Annotated in this window: 24 protein-coding genes and 1 tRNA gene; 11 read left to right on the top strand and 14 right to left on the bottom strand. The window is 67.5% G+C overall.

Annotated elements, in window-relative coordinates:
• The first annotated feature begins 39 nt into the window (after positions 1-39).
• Positions 40-591: a DUF6578 domain-containing protein gene (locus Q9R08_RS13485; protein WP_308868601.1), complete on the top strand. Its 552-nt coding sequence runs from the start codon at positions 40-42 to the stop codon at positions 589-591.
• 186 nt (positions 592-777) lie between these two features.
• The gene (locus tag Q9R08_RS13490) at positions 778-1,293 is read left to right on the top strand and encodes an AAA family ATPase (RefSeq protein WP_308868602.1); all 516 of its coding nucleotides are present in this window, start codon (positions 778-780) and stop codon (positions 1,291-1,293) included.
• Positions 1,294-1,442: 149 nt separating this feature from the next.
• Here the strand turns inward: Q9R08_RS13490 and Q9R08_RS13495 are convergent, their stop codons facing one another.
• Positions 1,443-1,904, bottom strand: a complete 462-nt coding sequence (locus tag Q9R08_RS13495) for a pyridoxamine 5'-phosphate oxidase family protein (RefSeq protein WP_308868604.1) — start codon at positions 1,902-1,904, stop codon at positions 1,443-1,445.
• A gap of 282 nt (positions 1,905-2,186) precedes the next feature.
• Between Q9R08_RS13495 and Q9R08_RS13500 the strand changes: the two genes are divergently transcribed.
• From Q9R08_RS13500 to Q9R08_RS13510, 3 genes are all read left to right on the top strand, one after another.
• Positions 2,187-2,402 (top strand): hypothetical protein, encoded by a 216-nt coding sequence (locus Q9R08_RS13500; RefSeq protein WP_308868605.1) that lies wholly within the window; start codon positions 2,187-2,189, stop codon positions 2,400-2,402.
• 118 nt (positions 2,403-2,520) lie between these two features.
• A complete protein-coding gene (locus tag Q9R08_RS13505) occupies positions 2,521-2,847 on the top strand; it encodes a hypothetical protein (RefSeq protein WP_308868606.1) in 327 nt (108 codons plus the stop codon).
• 93 nt (positions 2,848-2,940) lie between these two features.
• Positions 2,941-3,765, top strand: coding sequence for an alpha/beta fold hydrolase (locus Q9R08_RS13510; protein WP_308868607.1), 825 nt, complete (start codon positions 2,941-2,943; stop codon positions 3,763-3,765).
• Between the two features lie 549 nt (positions 3,766-4,314).
• Here the strand turns inward: Q9R08_RS13510 and Q9R08_RS13515 are convergent.
• The 5 genes from Q9R08_RS13515 to Q9R08_RS13535 all read right to left on the bottom strand — a co-directional run bounded on the left by Q9R08_RS13515 (position 4,315) and on the right by Q9R08_RS13535 (position 10,091).
• Positions 4,315-4,743 carry a cupin domain-containing protein gene (locus Q9R08_RS13515; protein WP_308868608.1) on the bottom strand — a complete coding sequence of 143 codons (429 nt, stop codon included), beginning with the start codon at positions 4,741-4,743 and terminating at the stop codon, positions 4,315-4,317.
• A 470-nt stretch (positions 4,744-5,213) separates the two neighbouring features.
• On the bottom strand, positions 5,214-6,920 hold the full coding sequence (locus Q9R08_RS13520; RefSeq protein ID WP_308868609.1) for a glycoside hydrolase family 13 protein: 1,707 nt from the start codon (positions 6,918-6,920) through the stop codon (positions 5,214-5,216).
• A 68-nt stretch (positions 6,921-6,988) separates the two neighbouring features.
• Positions 6,989-7,900: a carbohydrate ABC transporter permease gene (locus Q9R08_RS13525; RefSeq protein WP_308868610.1), complete on the bottom strand. Its 912-nt coding sequence runs from the start codon at positions 7,898-7,900 to the stop codon at positions 6,989-6,991.
• Positions 7,897-8,811: a carbohydrate ABC transporter permease gene (locus Q9R08_RS13530; protein WP_308868611.1), complete on the bottom strand. Its 915-nt coding sequence runs from the start codon at positions 8,809-8,811 to the stop codon at positions 7,897-7,899. Before Q9R08_RS13530 ends, Q9R08_RS13525 begins: the two co-directional genes overlap by 4 nt.
• Complete coding sequence (locus tag Q9R08_RS13535) at positions 8,808-10,091, bottom strand: ABC transporter substrate-binding protein (protein ID WP_308868612.1); 1,284 nt, start codon at positions 10,089-10,091, stop codon at positions 8,808-8,810. Before Q9R08_RS13535 ends, Q9R08_RS13530 begins: the two co-directional genes overlap by 4 nt.
• 130 nt (positions 10,092-10,221) lie before the next feature.
• Between Q9R08_RS13535 and Q9R08_RS13540 the strand changes: the two genes are divergently transcribed.
• Entirely contained in the window at positions 10,222-11,430 is a 1,209-nt protein-coding gene (locus Q9R08_RS13540; RefSeq protein ID WP_308868614.1) for an ROK family protein, read from the top strand.
• A 273-nt stretch (positions 11,431-11,703) separates the two neighbouring features.
• On the opposite strand, the gene Q9R08_RS13545 is transcribed toward Q9R08_RS13540, so the two are convergent.
• Together Q9R08_RS13545 and Q9R08_RS13550 are read right to left on the bottom strand one after the other, a co-directional pair.
• Entirely contained in the window at positions 11,704-11,844 is a 141-nt protein-coding gene (locus tag Q9R08_RS13545; RefSeq protein WP_308868615.1) for an RICIN domain-containing protein, read from the bottom strand.
• A gap of 42 nt (positions 11,845-11,886) precedes the next feature.
• Positions 11,887-12,735, bottom strand: a complete 849-nt coding sequence (locus Q9R08_RS13550; RefSeq protein ID WP_308868616.1) for a helix-turn-helix transcriptional regulator — start codon at positions 12,733-12,735, stop codon at positions 11,887-11,889.
• Between the two features lie 101 nt (positions 12,736-12,836).
• On the opposite strand from Q9R08_RS13550, the gene Q9R08_RS13555 reads away from it, so the two are divergent.
• Positions 12,837-13,601: an SDR family oxidoreductase gene (locus tag Q9R08_RS13555; protein ID WP_308868617.1), complete on the top strand. Its 765-nt coding sequence runs from the start codon at positions 12,837-12,839 to the stop codon at positions 13,599-13,601.
• Positions 13,602-13,614: 13 nt separating this feature from the next.
• Positions 13,615-13,950, top strand: coding sequence for a nuclear transport factor 2 family protein (locus Q9R08_RS13560; protein WP_308868619.1), 336 nt, complete (start codon positions 13,615-13,617; stop codon positions 13,948-13,950).
• Positions 13,951-14,014: 64 nt separating this feature from the next.
• Here the strand turns inward: Q9R08_RS13560 and Q9R08_RS13565 are convergent, their stop codons facing one another.
• Positions 14,015-14,479, bottom strand: a complete 465-nt coding sequence (locus Q9R08_RS13565; protein WP_308868620.1) for a MarR family winged helix-turn-helix transcriptional regulator — start codon at positions 14,477-14,479, stop codon at positions 14,015-14,017.
• 26 nt (positions 14,480-14,505) lie between these two features.
• On the opposite strand from Q9R08_RS13565, the gene Q9R08_RS13570 reads away from it, so the two are divergent.
• Complete coding sequence (locus Q9R08_RS13570; protein WP_308868621.1) at positions 14,506-14,976, top strand: VOC family protein; 471 nt, start codon at positions 14,506-14,508, stop codon at positions 14,974-14,976.
• 222 nt (positions 14,977-15,198) lie between these two features.
• Here Q9R08_RS13570 and Q9R08_RS13575 read toward each other — a convergent pair.
• The 3 genes from Q9R08_RS13575 to Q9R08_RS13585 all read right to left on the bottom strand — a co-directional run bounded on the left by Q9R08_RS13575 (position 15,199) and on the right by Q9R08_RS13585 (position 16,446).
• Positions 15,199-15,271, bottom strand: a tRNA-Arg gene (locus Q9R08_RS13575).
• Between the two features lie 115 nt (positions 15,272-15,386).
• Positions 15,387-15,785, bottom strand: coding sequence for an MmcQ/YjbR family DNA-binding protein (locus Q9R08_RS13580; RefSeq protein ID WP_308868622.1), 399 nt, complete (start codon positions 15,783-15,785; stop codon positions 15,387-15,389).
• Between the two features lie 31 nt (positions 15,786-15,816).
• Positions 15,817-16,446 (bottom strand): asparagine synthase, encoded by a 630-nt coding sequence (locus Q9R08_RS13585; RefSeq protein ID WP_308868623.1) that lies wholly within the window; start codon positions 16,444-16,446, stop codon positions 15,817-15,819.
• A 102-nt stretch (positions 16,447-16,548) separates the two neighbouring features.
• Here Q9R08_RS13585 and Q9R08_RS13590 point away from each other — a divergent pair, with 102 nt between their 5' ends.
• Both Q9R08_RS13590 and Q9R08_RS13595 read left to right on the top strand, forming a co-directional pair.
• Complete coding sequence (locus Q9R08_RS13590) at positions 16,549-17,397, top strand: SDR family NAD(P)-dependent oxidoreductase (RefSeq protein ID WP_308868624.1); 849 nt, start codon at positions 16,549-16,551, stop codon at positions 17,395-17,397.
• 202 nt (positions 17,398-17,599) lie between these two features.
• The gene (locus Q9R08_RS13595) at positions 17,600-17,800 is read left to right on the top strand and encodes a hypothetical protein (protein WP_308868625.1); all 201 of its coding nucleotides are present in this window, start codon (positions 17,600-17,602) and stop codon (positions 17,798-17,800) included.
• 121 nt (positions 17,801-17,921) lie between these two features.
• Here Q9R08_RS13595 and Q9R08_RS13600 read toward each other — a convergent pair whose 3' ends face one another.
• Both Q9R08_RS13600 and araA read right to left on the bottom strand, forming a co-directional pair.
• Positions 17,922-18,866 (bottom strand): aldose 1-epimerase family protein, encoded by a 945-nt coding sequence (locus tag Q9R08_RS13600; protein WP_308868626.1) that lies wholly within the window; start codon positions 18,864-18,866, stop codon positions 17,922-17,924.
• A gap of 153 nt (positions 18,867-19,019) precedes the next feature.
• Positions 19,020-20,531, bottom strand: a complete 1,512-nt coding sequence (araA, locus tag Q9R08_RS13605) for an L-arabinose isomerase (RefSeq protein ID WP_308868628.1) — start codon at positions 20,529-20,531, stop codon at positions 19,020-19,022.
• Positions 20,532-20,534 lie beyond the last annotated feature (3 nt).

Consider the following 20,534-nt stretch of genomic DNA (forward strand, 5'->3'; position numbering starts at 1 on the left):
GCGGAGACGGGATCCACAGCACTCGCTACCGTGGGCAGCATGACGCGCGTGTGGCTGACGGAATGGGAGTGGGCGTGTTGCGGTGACGCGTTCGTTGTCGGCGACGAGGTCGACTTCGGCATCGCGACGCGCAGCCCGGATCCGTCGCTCGCTGAGCTGCTCGGTCCGGCGTTGGTCGCAACGGTGGACGCAGTCGAGTCGCACCACGAAGAGGAATTCGCCGATCGGGTGCGCGGTCGCGTGACCGCCGTGCACGCAGTCGCGCATGAAGTCGCGGAACGTCGCTCCTTGCGTCGTCCTGGTCACGGTGCGCCGCCGGATGCAGTCATGCCTCCGGACGGCGAGGACTGGCCGATGGTCCGCCGTGACCTCGGCGGCGGCATGTTCGTCGGCTCAAGACCGTCACGGTATGTGAGTGAGATTGTTCCCCTGCCTGGCACTGCCACGCTCGAGCCGACCCGCGGCGTGCGGCTGCCCTCGGCAGAAATGCACGCCCCTCTGCCGAGGGCTGGCACCAACATGAGCGATCCACCCACAGAACTGAGCGCGCGCTCACTCGCCGGCTGGCTGGTGGATGTCGAAGATCGCTGATTCAGAGCGCGCAGTCGCAGGCTCAGCGACCCGCTCGCGAAGCGCAACGCACACCTTGTGGCCGCGCTGCGCTGAGCTCGGCAGATTACGCACGAAGGCCCGACCGGGCACTGGCGAGGCGAGTCCGCTGCCGCGCCCAGCGACCCAACCGCGCGCGCCCCGCGTGGGTGTTGGTATCGTCGCCGGGTGAGTTCCGCGCACGTCCTGATCCTGCACGGCTCACCTGGCTCGGGGAAGACGACGCTGGCTCGGACGATCTCCGAGCAACTCCGGGCCGACAGCATCCCACACGCCGTCATCGATGCCGACGAGCTGAACCTCATCTTCCCGTCGCCCCGTCGAGACTTCTGGCTCGCCAACCTCGCGGCGATCTGGCCGAACTACGCGCAGGTGCCCGACATTCGCGTGATCATCCCCACCGTCGTCGCCGACGCAGAGCGACTCGAGCAGATACGCGCCGCGGTCCCAGCAGCGTCCTTCGTCGTGTGCGAGTTGACTGCCCCCCTCGACGTGCTCAAAGCGAGGGTGACCGAGCGGGAACCGACGGACGAGTGGCGGGTGTCACTTCGCGCTTGGGTGGATCACCATGCCGCCCGGACCGATCTGGAGCAGATCCGCGACGTGCTGGTCTCGACGCATGACCGGAGCGAGGAGGACGCGGCGCGGGAGGTACTGCGGGTCATCGGCTGGACCGTGTCCTGACGCGATCCAGGTTCGCCGACGGGCGCTTCGCGAACCGTGTCGTGCTGGTCGCCACGAGCCGCCGCGGCAGACGATGCCCTCCCGCCCTCAAGTCGACCGGTTTGTGCTGCTGCTGCCGGGCACCGCTCGGCGTGTGAGCGCGCCCCCGGCTAAAGCACGGGCACCCGGTTCTCGTGTTCGTCGAGGACCCACACCTGCGACGCCGTCGCGAGGTACAACCGGTGGGGCGAGTCTCCCGAGACTTTCGACTCGTCCCAGGTCGACAGTCCGGATGCCTCGCACTTTGCGTTGAACACCGCGAGTGCAGCGGCGAGTTCGTGGTCCGGCACCTGCGCTGCGGCCGCCTCCACGTACACCGCGCTCGCGGAACCCACCTGGACGGTCGAGTCGAACACGGCGAGCGCGATCTCGGCGCGCTGGGCGACGTTCTGCGAGTGTCGCCGCGTGGTTCGGGACACCCAGACATACTGGCGCAGACCGCGTTCCGCGAACCAGACCGGTGTCACCCACGGTCGTCCGTCGACGTCGGCGGTGGCGAGGGTTGCGTACGAGTTCTCGTCGATGATGCGTCGCGCCGCCTCTGTCGGCGACTCGTCTGGCCTGAAAGTCATGCTCATGGCTACCAGACGGGGCCTGCCCAGAGAAGGGCTCGCCCAGCCAGACAGCGTGAAGCAGGAATCAGAGCGTGGCTTCTGCCTCTGGCGCGCCGCTGCGCGAGCAGCGGGCGCAGCTGGCGCAGCTGGCGCAGCTGGCAGAACGGATTCACGATCTGCAGCAGCTCGACGAACGACTCGAGCGCTGTCCGGGACGACGAGCCGGAACTCGTCGTCGTGCGCGACGATTCGAAGCCGGCGTGCGCGACGCGACTCCGCGACGCCGATAAAGTGCGTCGCATGGCAACGGATGTGACGCTCTACATCGGTCCCGCGACGGCGTACAAGAAATTCCGGTTCGTAGACGTGAGCGCGTGGGAAGCCGTGCGTACCCAGATCATCTCCGCGATGAACGCAGGCAAGGGCACGATCGAAATCGCCTGGAAGGGCGACACCATCGTCTACGTATACAGCCCGTACCTCATGGTGACGTGGGTCGAGAAGACCGCGGAGTAGAGCGTCGACGAACGAGTCGGGCTCGAGGCACGCGGCCGTAGTCACGGGGATCGCACGCGGGAGGCTTTTGCCTTGTCGGCGCGACTCCGATAGCTGTGTCACATGCTGGGATGGAGAGATGACAGCGCCCGATAACGCCCTCTCGCTCACGATCGCCGGAACGCCCGACTTCGGTAGCGAGGTGCTGAAGTCGCTGTACCGGATCACGGGGCGCTCCAGCGTCGAATTGCGGCGCGCGATCCGCGACGGCGAGCCCCTCTACACCGCAGCGCTGTTCGGCACCGACCACATCCAGGTCGTGCCACGGCTCGAGAAGACCGCCGATTACCTCAGTCGTCTTGGCGTTCCGTTCACGGTCCACGAGTGGGTCAACGGTGAACCCGAGGAGATCTCGGTCGAGGTCATGCGACAGATCATCGGATCTGCCGGCGGGGACTATCGCTGAAGTACGCTTCGGCGCGGCGCTGCAAGGGACCACGCTGCGGGCTGATCGTCAGAGTCGCTTGGGTCGGCGGATCGCCTGAACGATCATGGGGACATGACGATGCGGGTTCAGCTGAGCGACACGGCGTCGCTGGCTTACGACAGCGTCGGCGTCGGCATCCCGCTCCTCGCTCTGCACGGCGCGTACTCCGCACGCAGCGAGGTGCGCAGCTTCCTCGAGCCGATGATCGATGCACGGCCGGTGCGTCGGGTGTACATCGACTTGCCCGGCCACGGCGAGTCCCGCCCCTCATCGGGGGTTCGGCAACCGGATGACGTGCTGGACCTGGTAGACCTCCTCCTCGACAGGGAAGCACCGACCGGCAGATTTCTGGTGCTCGGGCACTCGTTCGGCGGACACTTCGCGCGCGCGATCGCGGCCCGGCATCCCGACCGGATCGCCGGAGTCGCGCTGATCTGCCCGGCTCTACCCGGGGAACAGCGCACCCCTGCACCGGTAGTGATTCGAGACGATCACGTGTCCACCGAACTCGATCCCGATCAGCGCGCCGAGTACGAGGGGTACTTCGTGGTCCGAACGGCGGATACTCTCGATCGATTCCGTCGCGCGGTGATCCCCGTCGTCGGAGAGGTCGACGAGCAGACATTGGAGAGCGCGATCACCGCGGGACCACACAGCGCGGACCCCGACACGGTAGCCATAGACGCGCCGGTGCTGGTGATCTCGGGCCGACACGATCACTGGGTCGGCTGGGAACGGCAACAGCGCCTCGGCGATCGGTACCCGCGTGCCACCGTGGTCACTGCGGGCGACGCAGGACATGCACTTCCCCACGAGCGTCCCGGTCTCGTGGCCGCGCTTCTCTCCGATTGGCTCGATGGGATCGGAATTTCCACGGCACCAGCTCCCCATCAGTAGCCACTGCGCGCGATAAGGGACGGGCATCCGCGCACTGCTCGACCGGGTTGCGGGCGACGCGTCGGCCGAAAGTTCAGACGCCCTTCACAGCGGTCGTGGCGGTGGACCGAGACGGTGGAAGGGTGCGCGGCACGAGTCGTTTCGCAACCGGGAAGCGAGCGGACGAGTCATGCATTCCGTGGAGGATCAGTGTCGCAACGCTGGTGCCCGGTGCCGGATCCGCCCGCGTCGATCTCGTCGATCAGCACCTCACCAACAACACTCGACGAGTGGCTCGCCACACAGGGCAAGAACTGAGAGTGAGGGTGTGAGGGCTGACCACCAGGCACCACACCCTTCACCCGCGGTACCGAACGCGAAACATGCTGTCCGGCAGGGATGCCTTCCTCGCCAAGAGGAAGATCCTGCACCCCGACGGCACCAACCCGTGACGCCGAACGAACGCCTCATCCAGGTTGGCTCGACTTCGTGTGAGACCCACCGCTCCGCCAGAGATGGCGGGCGGCGGGCTCGTTCCAACTGGGCGGGACCTCCAGGGGGTCAGTGCGATCAAGACGACGACGGCACGCGGCGGGCGCTTCTGCTGCTCAGCTCCTCCTCCGATACGAGAGTGAGCATGGGCTCGCCCGGGATACACAGCATGGTGACCACGAACGTGGTGGATTCGTCTGCGAGGTTGTTGGCGTCCTGGTAGTGGATCACGTCTCCACCGGGCTCCCAGAAGGTCTCACCTGCTTTCACCACCCGCGGGGCTTCGCCCTCTAGCTCGAAGAGAAGTTCACCTTCGACTACGTAGCCGAAGGCGGGGCCCGAATGGCGATGCGGGCGTGTTCCTGGACTTGCGGGCGGGAGAGTGACGTGGATTGTCATCGCGTCCCGTGCACCGTCGATCGCTGCGAGATCCACAGATGATAAAACCTGGACCTCCGGGCGCTGAGCAGGTTCGAGGTTGTCGTAGATGGAATTGTGGTCGTGCATGTCTGGCACTCCTGATCTCTTGGCTCACGCGTGGGATGGATGCACCCCCTATGAGCAGGACCGTCAAGCGGCCTGATTCGTGACGGTGTGCGCGCATCAAGCAGCGCTGAAGACCGACCGTTCCGCGCAGGTGCGCCAAGATTCGCGACCAACCTGACGGTCGACCGGTCGGTCGGTCCGGGCACGGTCTCTAGGACGCTCTCAATGTTGTCCGTGGGGCGGCGGGAACTGTTCCCACCCCACGGACGAACGTCAGCGCAACGAATCGCGCGGTGGATCCGGTGGGCGTCCGAATAACGAAATCGCAACGTCGTTTGCGTCAAGACGTTTGACGTTTCTACCGTCAGGTCAATCGTCGACGCGACGACTCAATCGTTTTACATGCTCAGCCAGAGACGCGCTGGCCCGCACTGCTACGGATCTCCTCGAACCGCGACGGACGAGGTTCGAGGAGACCGTGCCGCTCCCCGCTACACGGGTCCGAGGTGCGCGGGAGCGATCCAGACGGTCGTGTCGGGCGCGACGGACCCCGCGGAGGTTTCGGAGCTCGCGAGAACCACTTGGCCCCGGTCATCGAGCGCGTACGGCTCGACGCCGAAATTCGTCACCACCTGCCAGCCATTGGGGCGGGCGAAGCGAAGTACGTCGCTGCGTCCGGTCGGCAGCCACTCCAGCTGTTCGCCGGTCTGCAGTTCGTGGCGTAGACGCAGCGCTTCACGGTAGAGGTTGAGTGTCGACGTAGGGTCGTCAGCCTCGGCGTCAACGGCGTGCCGGGCGAACCACGCGGGCTGCGGCAGGTGTGCGCCGCCGTCACCGAACCCGAACGACCGCCCGTCGGCACGCCACGGCAGCGGCACGCGGCATCCGTCTCGCCCGATCTCGGCGCCCGCTGTGCGGAAGAAGGTCGGGTCCTGACGCTCGGATGCCGGGATGTCCGACACCTCGTGCAGGCCGAGCTCCTCCCCCTGATAGAGGTAGGTCGACCCCGGAAGGCCCAGCAGGAACAGCGTCGCGGCGTTCGCCCGTCGCAAGCCCTTCTCACGATCGAGCGCCGGCACAGCGCCCCCCGAGACGAGCCACGCGTTGCCGGGCCGCTCGTCGTCATGACGCCACCCGTCGTCGCTGGCAGCGTGAGGCAGGCCGTACCGCGTCGCGTGCCGCACGACGTCGTGGTTCGACAGCACCCACGTGCTCGAGGATCCCGACTGGGCCGCGAGCGCAAGGTTGTCCGAGATGATGCGACGGAACTGGTCGGCGTCGAAGTCCGCGACGAGCAGGTCGAAGCTGAACGCCTGACCGAGGCTCTCGGGTCGCGAGTACAGGTGGATGCGCGAGGGGTGCACCCACGCCTCGGCTACTGCGGTGCGCGGCGGGTCGTACGAGTCGAACACGGTGCGCCACTCTGCGTAGATGTCGTGCACGTCGTCGCGGTCGATCAGCGGGTGATTGCCGTCCTGTGGGATGAGCGCCAGCTGGTCGCGCGAGGGAAGCGGCTCGGTAAGGTCCTTCGTGAGCATGTGCGCGACGTCGATGCGGAAGCCGTCGACACCGCGGTCTGACCAGAACCGCAGCGTCGTGAGGAAGTCTTCGTGCACGTCGCGGTGGTGCCAGTTGAGGTCGGGCTGCTCGGTGGCGAAGTTGTGGAGATACCACTGGCCGTCCTCGACGCGCTCCCACGCCGATCCGCCGAAGACCGAGAGCCAGTCGGTGGGCGGCTCGGCGCCGCCCGTGCCCTTGCCCTCGCGGAAGATGTAGCGCTCGCGGGCCGCCGATCCGCGTCCGGCGGCGAGTGCTTCCTGGAACCACGCGTGCCGGTCCGACGTGTGGTTCGGCACGATGTCGACCACGACCTTGATGCCACGCGCATGCAACGCGGCGAGCATCGCGTCGAAGTCGTCGAGCGTGCCCAGGCGCGGGTCGACGTTGCGATAGTCGGCGACGTCGTAGCCGCCGTCGGCGAGTTCAGACGGGTAGAACGGGCTCAGCCACACCGCGTCGACGCCGAGCTCGCTGAGATAGTCGACGCGCGATGTGATGCCGGGGATGTCGCCGAGGCCGTCGCCGTTCGAGTCGGCGAAGCTGCGCGGATAGATCTGGTACACGACGGCCTGACGCCACCACGGTGCGAGGTCGGCGTCGCGAGACGTGTCGAATGCGAGGTCGAGGGAGGGTGTCACGGCTGAGGGGTTCCTTCCGATGGTTGCCTGACGGACAGGGGTACGAGAGAGGGCGGGGGCCGGAGGGCTCAGCCCTTGACAGCGCCTTGAGTGACGCCTTCCATGACCCAACGTTGCGTGAACAGGTAGGCGACGATGGCGGGCGCCATGGCCATGAGGTACGAAGCGAACGAGACGTTGTAGTTGTTGCTGAACTGCGTCTGGAACAGGTTCTGCCGCACTGGGAGCGTCTGCATTGCCGGATCGGAGATGATCAGCGACGGCATCATGAAGTCGTTCCAGGCGTAGAGGAACGCGAAGATGCCGACCGTGGCGCTCATCGGAGCCAGGAGTGGGAAGATCATGTGCCAGAACGTCTGCCACGTGGTGGCGCCGTCGATGCGTGCGCTCTCCTCGAGCTCGATCGGGATCGAGCGCAGGAACGCGGTGAACAGGAGCACGCTGAAGCTCAGCTGGAACATGGTCGCCAGCAGGATGACTCCCACCGGGTTGTCAAGCCCGACGCGTCCGGTGAGCTGAATCTGCGGCAGCGCCACGACCGGGAACGGGATGAACATTGCAGCGAGCAGGTAGAAGAACGAGTACCGGAACAGCCGGCGGTCCCAGTTGCGCACGATCGCGTACGACGCGAACGCAGCGAGGACGATCGTCGCGATGACGGTGCCGGCGGTGACGAACAACGAGATCGCCGCGCCCACCGGGAACCTGGTGAGGGTCCACGCCTCCACAAAGCCTTCAACGCTGAAGGGGGCGGGCAGCGAGAACGCGTTGCCGTCGACGGCCTGCCCGGTCGTCTTGAACGCCATCGAGATCGTCACGTAGAGGGGCAGCAGCACGGTGACGGCGCACAGGATGAGGATGATCGTGCCCGACCAGCTCACCCGCTCGGTGAGCTGCGGACGCTTCGCGGGCTGGACCTTCTGCAGGCCGACGGACACGTCTGCCTGCTCGAAGGCGAGCGCCGGCTGACTGGTGGTCATGAGAACTGGTTCCTTCCGCGCGTGAGCGAGAGCTGGAGGAGCGAGATGAGGACGGCGACGACGAAGAAGATGGTCGCGTTGGCCATCTGGTAGGCGTAGTCGCCGCCGTTGAAGCCCGCAATGATCGTCATGGCGATGCTGCGGGTCGCGGTGCCCGGACCTCCGTTGGTGAGGCCGACGATGATGTCGTAGGCGTTGAGGAAGCCTTTGAAGCCGAGAATCACGTTGATCACGACGTACCCGGCGACGAGCGGCAGGGTGATGCGGAACAGTTGCTGCGTCGTGGACGCGCCGTCGAGATCGGCCGCCTCGTACACGTCTCCCGGGACCGCGAGCAGTCCCGCAATGTAGATGAGTAGCGTGCCCGGGATCGCTTGCCATGCCGTGACGATCACGATCGCCACCCACGCGAGGTCGGGGTTGGCCAGCAGGCTGGTCGCCAGCCAAGGGACCCCGAGCGCACCGCCCGCTGCCGGGATGGAGTTCGAGAACAGGAAGTTGAAGACGTAGGCGATGATGATGCCCGAGATCACCATGGGGATCACGAAGACCGTGCGCAGGCCCGTCTTGAACCGGATGCGGGAGGTCAGTCCGACCGCCAGCAGGAACGCCACCACATTGACGACGATCACCGTGGCCACTGCAAAGCCGAACGTGAACAAGTAGCTCTGCAGGATCGCCGGGTCGCTGAAGAGCGCGATGTAGTTCGTCAGGCCGATGAAGTTCCAGTCGCCGATGCCTATGGAGTCGGTGAAACTGAAGAAGATGCCGATGGCACCCGGCACCGCAATGGCCAGCGTGAACAGCGTGAGGCTCGGGAGCAGGAAGAGGTAGTAGATCGGCTCGACTCGGCGACTGCTGCGCCTGGACGTCGGGTCGCCCTGGGTGACGATCGTGGTGGTCGCGCTCATCGTGCTGACTCCTTCGTCTCACTGGAGGGCGCGGGCTGGCGGAAGGCCAGGCGCGCCCAGTCCTGATCCAAGGTGCGCAGCACGGAGGCCGCGTCCGCCCCCAACACCATCGACTGGGTGTAGTTGAAGACCGGGATCGTCTTGGGCACCAGCACCGAGGGACCTTGGTAGACCTGGCCGTCGTCGTAATACTCCTGCATGCCCGCGATCCGCGGGTCGTCCGGCGGCGCGGCATCCGTCGTCGGCGTGAAGCCGAGCTGCGAAGCGTTGTAGGCCTCGATGCGCGCAGGTTCGTAGAGGTACTCGAGGAAGTCGCGGGCGGCCTCCTTGTGGCGCGAGGCGTCGGGGATCATCGCCGCGAGATCCATGTTGACGCGGACCGCGAGATCGTCGGCGTCGTCGGTCACCGGTAGGGGAAACGTGCCGAGCTCGAGATCGGGTGACGTCTTCGCGATCTCGCTGAACGCCCACGGCCCTTGCAGGTACATCGCCGCCTCGCCGTTCGCGAACGCCAGGTTGCCGTCGCCGTAGCCCCGACTCGCCGCGTCGTCGTTCACGTACGTCCCGGCGAGCTGGAGCATCCGGTCCATCGGCTCGGCGAAGTCCTTCTGGAACGAGACATCCGAATCGGCACCGACCAGCGTCCCCTCCGCGGCGAGGCGGTCGAAGAAGTCGACGACGTCTAGCGAGCCGCCGACCGAGTAGTCGTACCAGCCCTGCCCGATCGTCCAGTCGTCCTTGAAGGTGGCGTAGAACGGTGTGACGCCCGCACCCTGCAGCGTTGCGCACACCTCGAGCAGCTCGCTCCAGGTCTGCGGCACGTCCAGCCCGTGCTCGGCGAAGATCTCCTTGTTGTAGATCACCGACGACGCCATCACCGAGTACGGCAGTGCGCTGGTGCGGCCTTCGCACCTGCCGTACTGATCCATGAGCGGTTGAAGGTCGTCGCGGATACGGGCGGCGGCATCGGTCTCGGACAGGTCGCTCAGTGCACACCGCTGCACGAATCGGGCGACCTCGAAGTTGTAGTTCGCGAGCATGAGGTCGGGCGGATTGCCGCGCACGAAGCTCGCCGAAACGACGTCGACCCCCGAGGTGTCCATCTCGACGCGTACGTCGTTCTGGGACGCGTTGTACTCGGCGACAACCTCGTTCATGAACTCGAGCGCTTCGCGCTTGCTGAACGTAAAGCGGATGCTCTCACGTCCGTCAACCGAGCACCCGGCAAGCAGCCCGGCGCCGAGCGCGAGCACCGCCCCCACCGCCCCGGCGCGTCGCATGCGTCTTCTTTCCGACATCCTCGTCCTCCGTTTCGCGTCCTCGCGATGGAATAACCGGTGAATAAATCTACTCGCAATATCAATGCTCGCAGGGCAGTATTGCAGGGCGGGACAGAGAGGGTCAAGATCTGTGACGACATTGCTACCGACAACCACGTCGTGGCCGGCGAGCCTCGACACCGTGCTCGCCTACGCGTGGGAGGTCGCCGACTTCACCGCCACGGACGCGATGGAGGCGACCGGTCTCACGCGCACCACTGCGATCGACGCGATGGACTCGCTCGTGGAACGCGGCCTCCTGCGAGAACTGCCCAACGCGCGCGAGGCCGGGACCTATCGCAAGGGCCGCCCGGCCCGTCGCTTCGAGCTCCACGATGACGCAGCGGTGCTGGTCGGCGTCGACGCGGGCAACGTGCATGTCACGGCCGTGGTCACCGACCTTCGTTCACGGCCGCTAGCGACACAGCGGCGGACTCTCGAACCCGACCGCGACAACGCGGCGACGCGACGCGACCTTATCCTCTCCGCCCTCGACGACGCGCTCGCGGACGCCGGCAAGGCCCGCCGCGACGTGCTCGCGATCTGCGCCGGAGTGCCGGCACCCGTCAACGAACACGGACGTTCTCCGAGGCATCCCAGCGGATTCTGGGAACGGATGAATCCCGATCTCGTCGATGCCTTCGCGTGGGCGCCCCTCGCACGGATAGAGAATGACGCGTCGCTCGCCGCTGTCGCCGAGGGAACCGTCGGTGCGGCCGTCGGATGCCGCGACTACATCGCCCTCCTCGCGGGAGCCAGACTCGGCGCTGGTGTGGTCGTCGACGGGCATCTGCTCCGCGGGCGTCACGGCGGCGTCGGCGAGATGGTCGCGTTCGACCACGTCGACGGCGTCGGCACCGCGGACGGGCTGGGTACCCGCGCCGCCGCGTGGGCCGCTGAGGCCGCCGTCCGCAAAGAGCTGACGCCGGGCAGTGCCCTCGCCTCACTCTCCCCCGAGCAAATCAACGGACGCGCCGTTCTCGAACTGGCCGCGGCTGGAGACGACGACGCGCGACGCATCGTCTTGCGCGTCGGTGCCGTCCTCGCCCGCATCGTCAGCGTGCTGGGAAGCATGTTCGACCCAGAACGGGTCGTAATCTCCGGAGCGATCTCCGCCGGGGTCGACGAGGTAGTGGCCGCGGCACGTCGCGCTCTCCCGACCGATCTGGATTTGCCCGCCCCAGATCTCGTCATCTCGAGGCTCGGTGCCGACGTGGTCGCTACCGGCGCTGTGGCCGCCGCAGCCACAGCGGTGAAAGAACAAGGTCTCGACCTGTGGTCCGTGCGCTCGCGCCACTGACTCGGACTCCACACGCCACGCCGCCTCTGGACACCGCGGTGAGAGGCTCGTGGCGTGGTGGGCCGGCACCTGCTCGCGTGCGTCAGCCACGCTGCGCACCCGGCTGATTACATCGACAACCATTTCGCGTGGGCGCCTCACCCGTCCGAGCGGACGGTTCCGCGGTTGCAGCGGGATATCCCGGCGATCGTCGCGCGAACACTTCACACAGGTGGTTGCCGTGTTTGAGGACGCGAGGGGCGGTCACGGTACGACCGCCCCGGGTTGCGTCTGCTATCCGGGTAGCGTCCATTTCTGGCTGGCGCCGGCATGACAATCCCAGATGTGGGCACGTGTGCCGTTGCCGGTGCCGCCGCCGACGGTGTCGAGGCACCTGCCGCTAGCCGGGGTATCCGCGTGGCGTGTCGACCTCACGGCGGTGCGCTCCGCGCTGTTGCCGGATTCGATTGTTATCGGTCAGCGGCCGGTGGTGAACTGCTGGTTACCGAGGACGGCGAGCAGTTCGAGCCTGCTGGCGGATTCACTGCGCGGTGGGGCTGTCAGCACGAGCAATGCGTGCGACTCGTCCTCGGTGAAGAGCACTTGACAATCGACCTCGATCTCGCCCAGCTCGGGGTGGATGAGGGTCTTGTGGTCGGCGAAGCGGCGGTGCACTTCGTGCTGATCCCAGAGGGCGGTGAATTCGAGGCTCCGGCGGGTGAGCTCGCGGACGAGTTCTGCGGCGCGTGACGCTGGCCCCATCGCGCCGAGCGCGGCCCGGAGGGATGCAACTTGAGCGCGGCTTTGGCGGTCGTGATCGCTCTCGGGGTAGCGTCGGCGCTCCGTGTCGGGGTAGACGAACCAGCGGTAGACCTCGCTGCGCTCGAGACCGGTGTACCGGCTGACGTCTCCGAACAGCGCGCGGGCGGGCTCGTTTTGGACGAGGGTTTCTCCGAGGACGGAGATGATGAGGGCAGGCGTATCGGACAAGCGGTCCAGGACGCGCAGCAGCGAGGGTGCCACGTAGTCTCCGCTGTTGTGCCGGTCGGGCGCATCGAGCCCGGACACCCGGAACAGGTAATCGCGTTCGTCGGGCGTGAGGCGGAGGGCGCGGGCGAGGGAGCCAAGAATTTGCGCGCTCGGTTGGGTGCTGCGGCCCTGTTCCATGCGGGTGTAGTAGTCGGTCGACATCCCTGCGAGCTGCGCGACTTCCTCCCGGCGGAGACCGATCGCGCGGCGGCGGGGGCCGACTGTGACACCGACGTCGGCAGGTTGCAGGCTCTCGCGGTGGCGGGTCAAGAACTTCCCAAGAGCTTCACGATCCATGCTCACTAGTCTCCGCGCACCCGTCGAGCGGAAACAGAGACTGGTTCTCCCCCGATAACCGCTCTCTGGCACACATCTTTCGGGGACCCAACACTCGAGGCATGCATATCAGCGGAAACACCATCTTCATTCCCGGCGCGACCAGCGGCATCGGCCTCGAGCTCGCCCTCGCTCTACACGCGAAGGGCAACGAGGTCATCGTCGGCGGTCGTCGTACCGACCTCCTCGCGCAGATCGTGGCCGCCAACCCCGCCATCCACGCCGTGCAGATCGACACCACCAGCCCGGACAGCATCAGCCAGGCCGCGCACAAGGTGATCACGGAGCACCCCGAGCTGAACGTGCTCATCACCATGTCGGGGATCATGCACTTCGAGGACTGGAGCAAACCGGAGGGATTCCTGGCCACCGCGGAGGCGACCGTCACGACCAACCTGCTCGGCCCGATCCGGCTCATCGCGGCGTTCATCGAGCATCTCCAGACCCGCCCGGACGCGACGATCATGACGGTCTCCTCAGGGCTCGCGTTCACCCCGTTGCAGGTCACGCCCAGCTACAACGCCACCAAGGCGGCGATCCACATGCTGAGCGAGACGCTGCGCCTCCAGCTCGCCGGCACGACGGTGAAGGTTTCCGAGCTGCAGCCGCCGTCGGTCGCAACCGACCTGGTACCCGGCCAGCGCGAAAGCGAGTTCGCGATGCCGCTGGATGAGTTCATCACCGAAGTCATCGGCCTGATCGAGACCAACCCCGACGCCCGAGAGATTCAGGTCGAGCGAGTGAAGTTCCTCCGGTACGGCGAGGCACGGGGCGACTACGACGAGACCGTGGCCGCGGTGAACCATCTCGACCCACACGGAAAGTGAAGGGGCTACGTCCATGACCGGCGTCGTTCTTCCCACCGCGATCCGAGAGTTCGTTGACGCGACCAACCGCGGCGACTCGGACGCCTTCTTGGAGGCGTTCAGCGACGACCCGATCCTGGATGACTGGGGTCGCGTATTCGTCGGCCGCGAAGGGGTCGCCGCGTGGAACCGCAGCGACAACATCGGCCAGCGGTCCCACTTCGAGGTCGTCGGCGTTGAGGCCGGCGCCGAGCCGGACAGTCACGTTGTCACCGTCCGGGTGACCGGCGGCGGGTACAACGGCACGAGCCCGATCACCTTCCGGCTCCGCGAGGGCAAGATCGATCGCCTGATCATCGCCCCGAGTTGAGCCCGCGTACCGCGTCGCCGTGCCCATCCGTTACTGCGGCGCGGCGTTCGCGTCGCCGGGAACGTTAGTCCGATCCGTCGTCGACGAGTGAGGATGGTGCGCCTGTCCGGCTCAGGACAGCGGCCAGAGACGTGCGCAGGTCAACCGCAAGCCCGTCCAGAAGGGCCGCTTCCATCTGGCGGATGTCGTCGCCCGCCGAGCGGACCAGCTCGCGGCCGGCATCGGTGAGTCGCACGGTGCGGCGACGGCGATCGGCGCCGTCGACCTCACGGGCGATCAGACCGCGGTCGCTCAGCACGTCAAGATGCCCGATCAAACGTGTGGGGTCGCGCCGACTCCGACGGGCGAGCTCCTTCTGCGCCAGCCCGTCCTCACGGGCCAGGCGGTCAAGGATGACGTACTCCCACATCGTCACGCCATGCGCGGTCAGGATCGGCGCTTCGCGCTCGACAACGACGCCGAGGAGTTGGCTCAGCAGCGCGCCCAGGTCTTCACCCGGACCATCGTCATTTCTGGATCTTGCACTCATTCATACACCTACGTAGATTATCTACCGTGACCAACGAATCACTTACAGCAGGCGAAGCCGCCTCCCAGACCATCGAACACGACAACGCCCCCAGCGGTGTGAGTTTCGGCATGGTCGTGGTCTACGCCCGCGATCTTCAGCGTTCGATCGACTTCTACCGCCTCGTCGGGCTCGATGTCCCCGATCCTCACCCCGAGCGCCCCGTCGCCGCCTGGAAGGAAGGCGGCACCATCCGCCTCATCATCACCACCGACCCCGTTGCCCAGCGCTTCGACGCCAACTGGATCCGTCCCGAGCGCGGCGGTTACCAGCAGGTCGTGGAGTTCTTCGTGGAGAGCGACGCGGCCGTGGATGCCGCATGGCAGCGACTCACCGCCGCCGGCTACAAGGGCACGTCTTCCCCCGGCTACTTGATGAAGCCCTACGCGACGATGGTCGAGGATCCCGACGGCAACGTGATTCTGATCACCCACGAACGAGCGGAGGACCGCGGGTGAACTGACCCACCCGCGTTCTCGATCACGACCCGGACTCTGCACGCTGGAACACAATGGAACCAATTCCCGGGCGGTATCTCCAGCTGTCCACGGCAGGAGACTTCTGATGCGCCTCGCGCGCACATCGAAACGACGCTTCGCCCATCCGGTCACTGAGCCGGAGAAACAAGAAAAGCGCCGGCGAACCGGCGCTTTTCTCGAGGTCACTGTCTCAACACAGTGCGCGCCCGAAGGGACTCGAACCCCTAACCTTCTGATCCGTAGTCAGATGCTCTATCCATTGAGCTACGGGCGCATGTCGTTCGCAGCAGCGCACAACGTCGTCAAGAATACCTCACGGCCACCCCCGGCGCGAATCGGCGCGAGGATGCCGGATTCCCGGGCGTGTTCTCCTCCCCCGGGCTCGTTCGTCATACGTCCTGAGCGTCGAGTGCGCGCAGCTGCCGCTGCAGGGCGACACGACGGTACGAGGTGTCGAGGAGCTCGCCGAGCAACTCCCAGTCGCCGGCATCCGCATCCACACGGATGGCGAGCCACCCGTACGCACCCTCGTAGGGCGGCACGAAGACGTCGTCCCGCTCGAGCAGCGCCGGACGCTCCAGGTCGTCGGGGATGAATTCCACCGCGCCCGCGTCGTCGTGGGCGGCACCCACGATGGCGAACTGACGTTTTCCGGCCCGGAAGGTCGAACGGCCGTGCGCGAGCACCTCGGCCGCCTCGGGATACGCCATGCACAGCCGCCGCACGCGCTCGGTCAGCGGGTGCTCCGGCGGGAAGCGCATGGGGTGCGGTGGAACGTCGTCGGACACGGCTCGAGGGTACGCCCACACCCGACGGGTGTCAGGAGTCGAGCTCGCTGACGTCGATGCCCGAGATGCGCGGCGACGCCGCGGCGGGCTCGGCCGCGGGTGCGGCATCCGTGTCTTCCTCGTCACGATGACGCTTGTGCGCGGCGAGGCGAGGCAGGTCGACGAGGCGGATGGACTGCATGCGAGCGGCGCGCATGCGGTCGTAGTCCGGATCGAGCTCGGGCCGCATGCCCTCGACGCGCAGGCGACGCTGCAGGTTGGCCTCGACATCTCCCCATGCGGCGTCGCGCGACTGCTCGATGAGGGAGCGCACGACGTGCGGGTCGTCTGCCATGCGCCGGAGCGCCTGTGCGACGCCGGCATACTGCCGACCCCGCCGGCGGAGGTTGCGGGTGTCGCGGTCGCGGTAGTCGTGCGTGCCGTCGGGGTCGGTGAACTTGCCCCACGCCTTCTTGCGCTGACGCTTCACGAGGGCGGCCGCCTCGTCCTGCTCATCGGCGAGCGCCGTCAGCGTCTCGCGGGCGAACGGGGTGAAGGCGACCACGTCGAACTGCTCGTCATGCGCGATCGTCTCGACGAGGATGCGGTTGCGGATCGCCAGCCGTGCTGCGGCGGACGCGATGGACACCCCTTCGGCGATCGCCTCTGCGGTCTTGCCCATCGCACCTCCCCCCAGAAGGCTAGCGTCCGAAGCGGCGTCCCGAGTCAGCGAGAATCGTAGGCACGGCCCGTCGACGGCGACGAGCACAGCGAGAGGCAGCTGATGACGAGAACGCGACCCCTGGACGTGCGCGGACGCACCACCGTCATCACGGGCGGAGCCGCCGGGATGGGTGCCGAGGTCGCTCGCCAGCTCGCCTCGCGCGGTGCCCGCATCGCACTCCTCGACCGCAACGCCGACGGGCTCGCCGCAGTCGCCGCACATCTCGCGGGCACAGGCCACACGATGCACGTCGTCGACCTCACCGACGACGACGCGGTGGCAGACGTCACCGCCGAGGTCGAAGCATCCCATCCCCACGTCCAATCCCTCGTGACCTGCGCCGGGTCGTCGATGCTCGGCGACATCGACCAGCTGACGATGGCCGAGATGCGCTGGCTCATGGACGTCAACCTGTGGGGCACCGTCAACGTCACGAAGGCGCTCCTGCCGGCGCTGCGGCGCGAGCCCGCCGCCCACATCACGCACCTGGTGTCGATCTACGGCCTCGCCGCACCGGCGGGACGCATCCCCTACGCGATGAGCAAGTTCGCTGTGCGCGGGTTCACCGAATCGCTCCGGCACGAGCTGGAGCGCTCCACCGTCACCGTCGGCGCCGTCTACCCGGCCGGGGTGAAGACCGGGATCATCCTGCACGGCCGATATGCCGCGGCGATCGATCCCGCGATCGCCCAGCGCGCCGCCTCTGCCCAGGCGGCGATGTATCACACGGAACCCGCGGATGCCGCTGCCCGCATCGTCGAGGCGACGATCCGCCGTCGCCCCCGCACCATGATCGGGCGGGAGGCGCGGCTGGTCGACGTGCTCGCGCGCGTCACGCCGACCCGCTACTGGGCGCCCATGCGACGGCCGCTGCGCGACGCGATCGACACCACGACCCCGATCCGCTGACCGCGGCTGCGGTGGGGCCGGGGCGATGGGCGTCGCGCTCGCCGTCGCGCCTGTGCTCCACGCCCGCGGCTGGGGCCTCGGCTGCGTCCCGCATGCGCCGTCGCAGCCCTCCGTATCAAGCGGCTCGCCTGTGTGCAAGCCCCTGACCGGGTCGAAGGCCCCGGCGTAGCGTCGATGTCATCCCTCACGAGAGGAGAGATCGATGGGATTCATGGACGACGCGAAGGAGACGGCTGCGGCCGTCGGCGAGAAGATCAAAGACGCGTGGGAAGACACCACCGATCGAGTCGGCGACAAGGTCGACGAGATGAAGGCTGATGCCGACGTCAAGAAGGCCGAAGCGGAGCGCGACTCGGTGAAGACGCGCAACGACATCAAGGAAGACCTGCGGGACAGCACCTGAGCCCCGCTCATGATGAAGGCGGAGCCGACCGGGGGGCCGGCTCCGCCTTCGTCGTGTGCGGCACATCGCGGGACGGACCGCGATCGCCGGATCAGCAATGACGCTGATCGGCGGCGGCTGATCAGCCGATGGCGCCGATCCGCCACGACGCGCTGACGGAGGCGTCGGGTTCGATCACGAGGAGGCCCGCGTCGTAGTCGTACGAGTCGGCGTTGAAGGCGTCGGGTGCGCAGGTCATCGGCTCCACGGCCAGTCCCAGCCGGCTCTGCGCGGCGTCCGGCTTGTCGGCGGTGTGCACCTGCACCCACGGGCACGCGGCATCCCAGGACATCTGAACGCCCGAGCCGGCGGCATCCGTCACCCGGACCGTGGCCGTCCCGTCGGCGTCACGGGCGAGACCGGAGTACGCGTGATCGATCTCGGCGGAGCCGATCGGCCGCGCCGACCGGTAGTCGAAGCGCTCCGGGTCCTCGGCGTCGACCGCGACGAGACCTGTCGGGATGAGGCGGTCCGCCGTGACGGCGAGCACCTGCGTCGCCGGCAGTTCGAGCGTCCAGCCGTCGACGCGGCCGTCGCCGGCGACGAGGTACGGGTGCGGCCCGGTGCCCCACGGCGCCGGCTCGTCGCTCTCGTTGTGAGCGGTGACGGTCTGGGTGAGCCCCTCCGGCCCGAGGGCGAAGGTGGTCGTCACGACGATGCGCCACGGGTAGGCCGTCTGCGGCTGGATGACGGCGGCCAGGGTCACGTGATCCGGGCCCTTGTCGATCGGCTCGAAGTCGAGCCACGTCGCCAGGCCGTGCAACGCGTGCGAGCGCGCGGGCTCGGTGAGAGGCAGCTGGAAGTCGCGCCCACCGAACGAGTAGCGCCCGTCGACCACGCGGTTCGGCCACGGCGCGAGGGTCGCACCGCGATGGGCGGGGCGCACCTCGTCGGCCTCGAACGGCACGACGAGGTCGCGGCCGCGATACGTGAGCGAGCGGAGCGTCGCGCCGACGCTCGCGACGACGGCTTCGTAGTCGCCGGCGCGGAGCGCGTGCTGGATTCCGGATGCGGGGGGACGTGCCATGAGGGCTCCTTGGAGATCGGGGATGCCGCCAACCACAGTAGCGGCGAGGGTCGCGCGCCTCGAACCAGGGGATGTGCGCCGAGACCGAGGGCGGTGCCCCCTGCTTCGCGCGGAATCCTCGGTCTCATCGAGACCGAGGATTCTGCGACGGGCTTAGAGCCCCTGTGCGAGACGGTAGTAGGCCTGGTTCCAGCGCAGCTCGCGCTGGAAGCCGCGCGCCGTGGTGTCCTCGTCGATGACGACGAGCTCGGTGGCCGCGATCTCGGCGAAGTCCCGGAACACCTCGATGCCCACCGCGGTGGTCATGACCGTGTGGTGCGCGGCGCCGGCCGCGAGCCAGCAGGCGGCGCTCGTGGCGAAGTCCGGCGCGGGCTTCCAAACGGCGCGGCCGACGGGGAGCTTCGGCAGGTCGGGCGCGTCGACGTTCTCGACGACGTTCGCCACGAGACGGAAGCGGTCGCGCATGTCGCTCATCGCGACGACCAGCGCCGGCCCGGGGTCGGCCGTGAAGACGAGACGCACCGGGTCGTCCTTGCCGCCGATGCCGAGCGGGTGCACCTCGAGGCGCGGCTTGGCGGTGGTCAGCGACGGCGAGACCTCGAGCATGTGAGCGCCGAGGATCTTCTCATCGCCGGCTACCAGATCGTAGGTGTAGTCCTCCATGAGGCTCGCGCCGCCGGGGAGGCCTGCGCCCATGACGTTCGCAACCCGCACCAGGATGGCGGTCTTCCAGTCGCCCTCGGCGCCGAAGCCGTAGCCCTCGGCCATGAGGCGCTGCACGGCGAGACCGGGCAGCTGTTTCAGCGCGCCGAGGTCCTCGAACGAGGTCGTGAAGGCGCCGAAGCCGCCCTCTTCGAGGAACGAGCGCAGCCCGACCTCGATGGCGGCGCCGTCGCGCAGCGACTGGTGACGGTCGCCGCCCGGCCGCAGCTCGGGGGCGACGTCATAGGACTCGAGGTACTCGGCGACCAGCGCGTCGACCTCAGCGTCGGACGCGGCATCCACCGCCGCCACGAGCTCGTTCACTCCCCACGTGTTGACCTGCACGCCGAAGCGGAGCTCGGCTTCGGTCTTGTCGCCCTCGGTGACGGCGACGTAGCGCATGTTGTCACCGAAGCGGGCGAGCTTCAGCGTGCGCGAGGCGGCCCAGCCGGCGGCGGCGCGCTGCCAGTCCTCGACCTGCTGGCGCACCGCGGGGTTCGAGACGTGGCCCACCACGGTCTTGCGGGCGACGCCGAGGCGCGTCTGGATGTAGCCGAACTCGCGGTCGCCGTGCGCCGCCTGGTTCAGGTTCATGAAGTCGAAGTCGATCTCGGCCCAGGGCAGCTCGACGTTGGCCTGCGTGTGCAGGTGCAGGAGCGGCTTCTGCAGCGCGTCGAGTCCCGCGATCCACATCTTCGCGGGGCTGAACGTGTGCATCCATGCCACGACGCCGATGACGTCGTCGCGCGCGTTGACGTCGAGAGCGAGACGGCGGATGGAGTCGGAGTCCTTGAGCACCGGCTTCCACACGACCTTGACGGGAAGGCCGGCGAGGCCCTCCGCGACGGCCTGTGACTGCTCGGCGACCTGGCGCAGCGTCTCGTCGCCGTAGAGATTCTGGCTGCCGGTGACGAACCAGATCTCGTAGGCGTCGAGCGAGGTGGACAGGGGCGTGCGGGTCATCGT

Origin of the sequence: Microbacterium psychrotolerans (genome assembly GCF_031085295.1) — a bacterium.
GTDB classification, from domain to species: Bacteria; Actinomycetota; Actinomycetes; order Actinomycetales; family Microbacteriaceae; genus Microbacterium; species Microbacterium psychrotolerans.

What these genes read in the sequence shown, in the direction of transcription:
- Q9R08_RS13485 (WP_308868601.1), top strand. Translation starts at nt 40, where the DNA reads ATGACGCGCGTGTGGCTGACGGAATGGGAGTGGGCGTGTTGCGGTGAC.
- Q9R08_RS13495 (WP_308868604.1), bottom strand. Translation starts at nt 1,904, where the DNA reads ATGACTTTCAGGCCAGACGAGTCGCCGACAGAGGCGGCGCGACGCATC.
- Q9R08_RS13500 (WP_308868605.1), top strand. Translation starts at nt 2,187, where the DNA reads ATGGCAACGGATGTGACGCTCTACATCGGTCCCGCGACGGCGTACAAG.
- Q9R08_RS13505 (WP_308868606.1), top strand. Translation starts at nt 2,521, where the DNA reads ATGACAGCGCCCGATAACGCCCTCTCGCTCACGATCGCCGGAACGCCC.
- Q9R08_RS13510 (WP_308868607.1), top strand. Translation starts at nt 2,941, where the DNA reads ATGACGATGCGGGTTCAGCTGAGCGACACGGCGTCGCTGGCTTACGAC.
- Q9R08_RS13515 (WP_308868608.1), bottom strand. Translation starts at nt 4,743, where the DNA reads ATGCACGACCACAATTCCATCTACGACAACCTCGAACCTGCTCAGCGC.
- Q9R08_RS13525 (WP_308868610.1), bottom strand. Translation starts at nt 7,900, where the DNA reads ATGACCACCAGTCAGCCGGCGCTCGCCTTCGAGCAGGCAGACGTGTCC.
- Q9R08_RS13530 (WP_308868611.1), bottom strand. Translation starts at nt 8,811, where the DNA reads ATGAGCGCGACCACCACGATCGTCACCCAGGGCGACCCGACGTCCAGG.
- Q9R08_RS13535 (WP_308868612.1), bottom strand. Translation starts at nt 10,091, where the DNA reads ATGCGACGCGCCGGGGCGGTGGGGGCGGTGCTCGCGCTCGGCGCCGGG.
- Q9R08_RS13550 (WP_308868616.1), bottom strand. Translation starts at nt 12,735, where the DNA reads ATGGATCGTGAAGCTCTTGGGAAGTTCTTGACCCGCCACCGCGAGAGC.
- Q9R08_RS13555 (WP_308868617.1), top strand. Translation starts at nt 12,837, where the DNA reads ATGCATATCAGCGGAAACACCATCTTCATTCCCGGCGCGACCAGCGGC.
- Q9R08_RS13560 (WP_308868619.1), top strand. Translation starts at nt 13,615, where the DNA reads ATGACCGGCGTCGTTCTTCCCACCGCGATCCGAGAGTTCGTTGACGCG.
- Q9R08_RS13565 (WP_308868620.1), bottom strand. Translation starts at nt 14,479, where the DNA reads ATGAGTGCAAGATCCAGAAATGACGATGGTCCGGGTGAAGACCTGGGC.
- Q9R08_RS13585 (WP_308868623.1), bottom strand. Translation starts at nt 16,446, where the DNA reads ATGGGCAAGACCGCAGAGGCGATCGCCGAAGGGGTGTCCATCGCGTCC.
- Q9R08_RS13590 (WP_308868624.1), top strand. Translation starts at nt 16,549, where the DNA reads ATGACGAGAACGCGACCCCTGGACGTGCGCGGACGCACCACCGTCATC.
- Q9R08_RS13595 (WP_308868625.1), top strand. Translation starts at nt 17,600, where the DNA reads ATGGGATTCATGGACGACGCGAAGGAGACGGCTGCGGCCGTCGGCGAG.
- Q9R08_RS13600 (WP_308868626.1), bottom strand. Translation starts at nt 18,866, where the DNA reads ATGGCACGTCCCCCCGCATCCGGAATCCAGCACGCGCTCCGCGCCGGC.
- araA (WP_308868628.1), bottom strand. Translation starts at nt 20,531, where the DNA reads ATGACCCGCACGCCCCTGTCCACCTCGCTCGACGCCTACGAGATCTGG.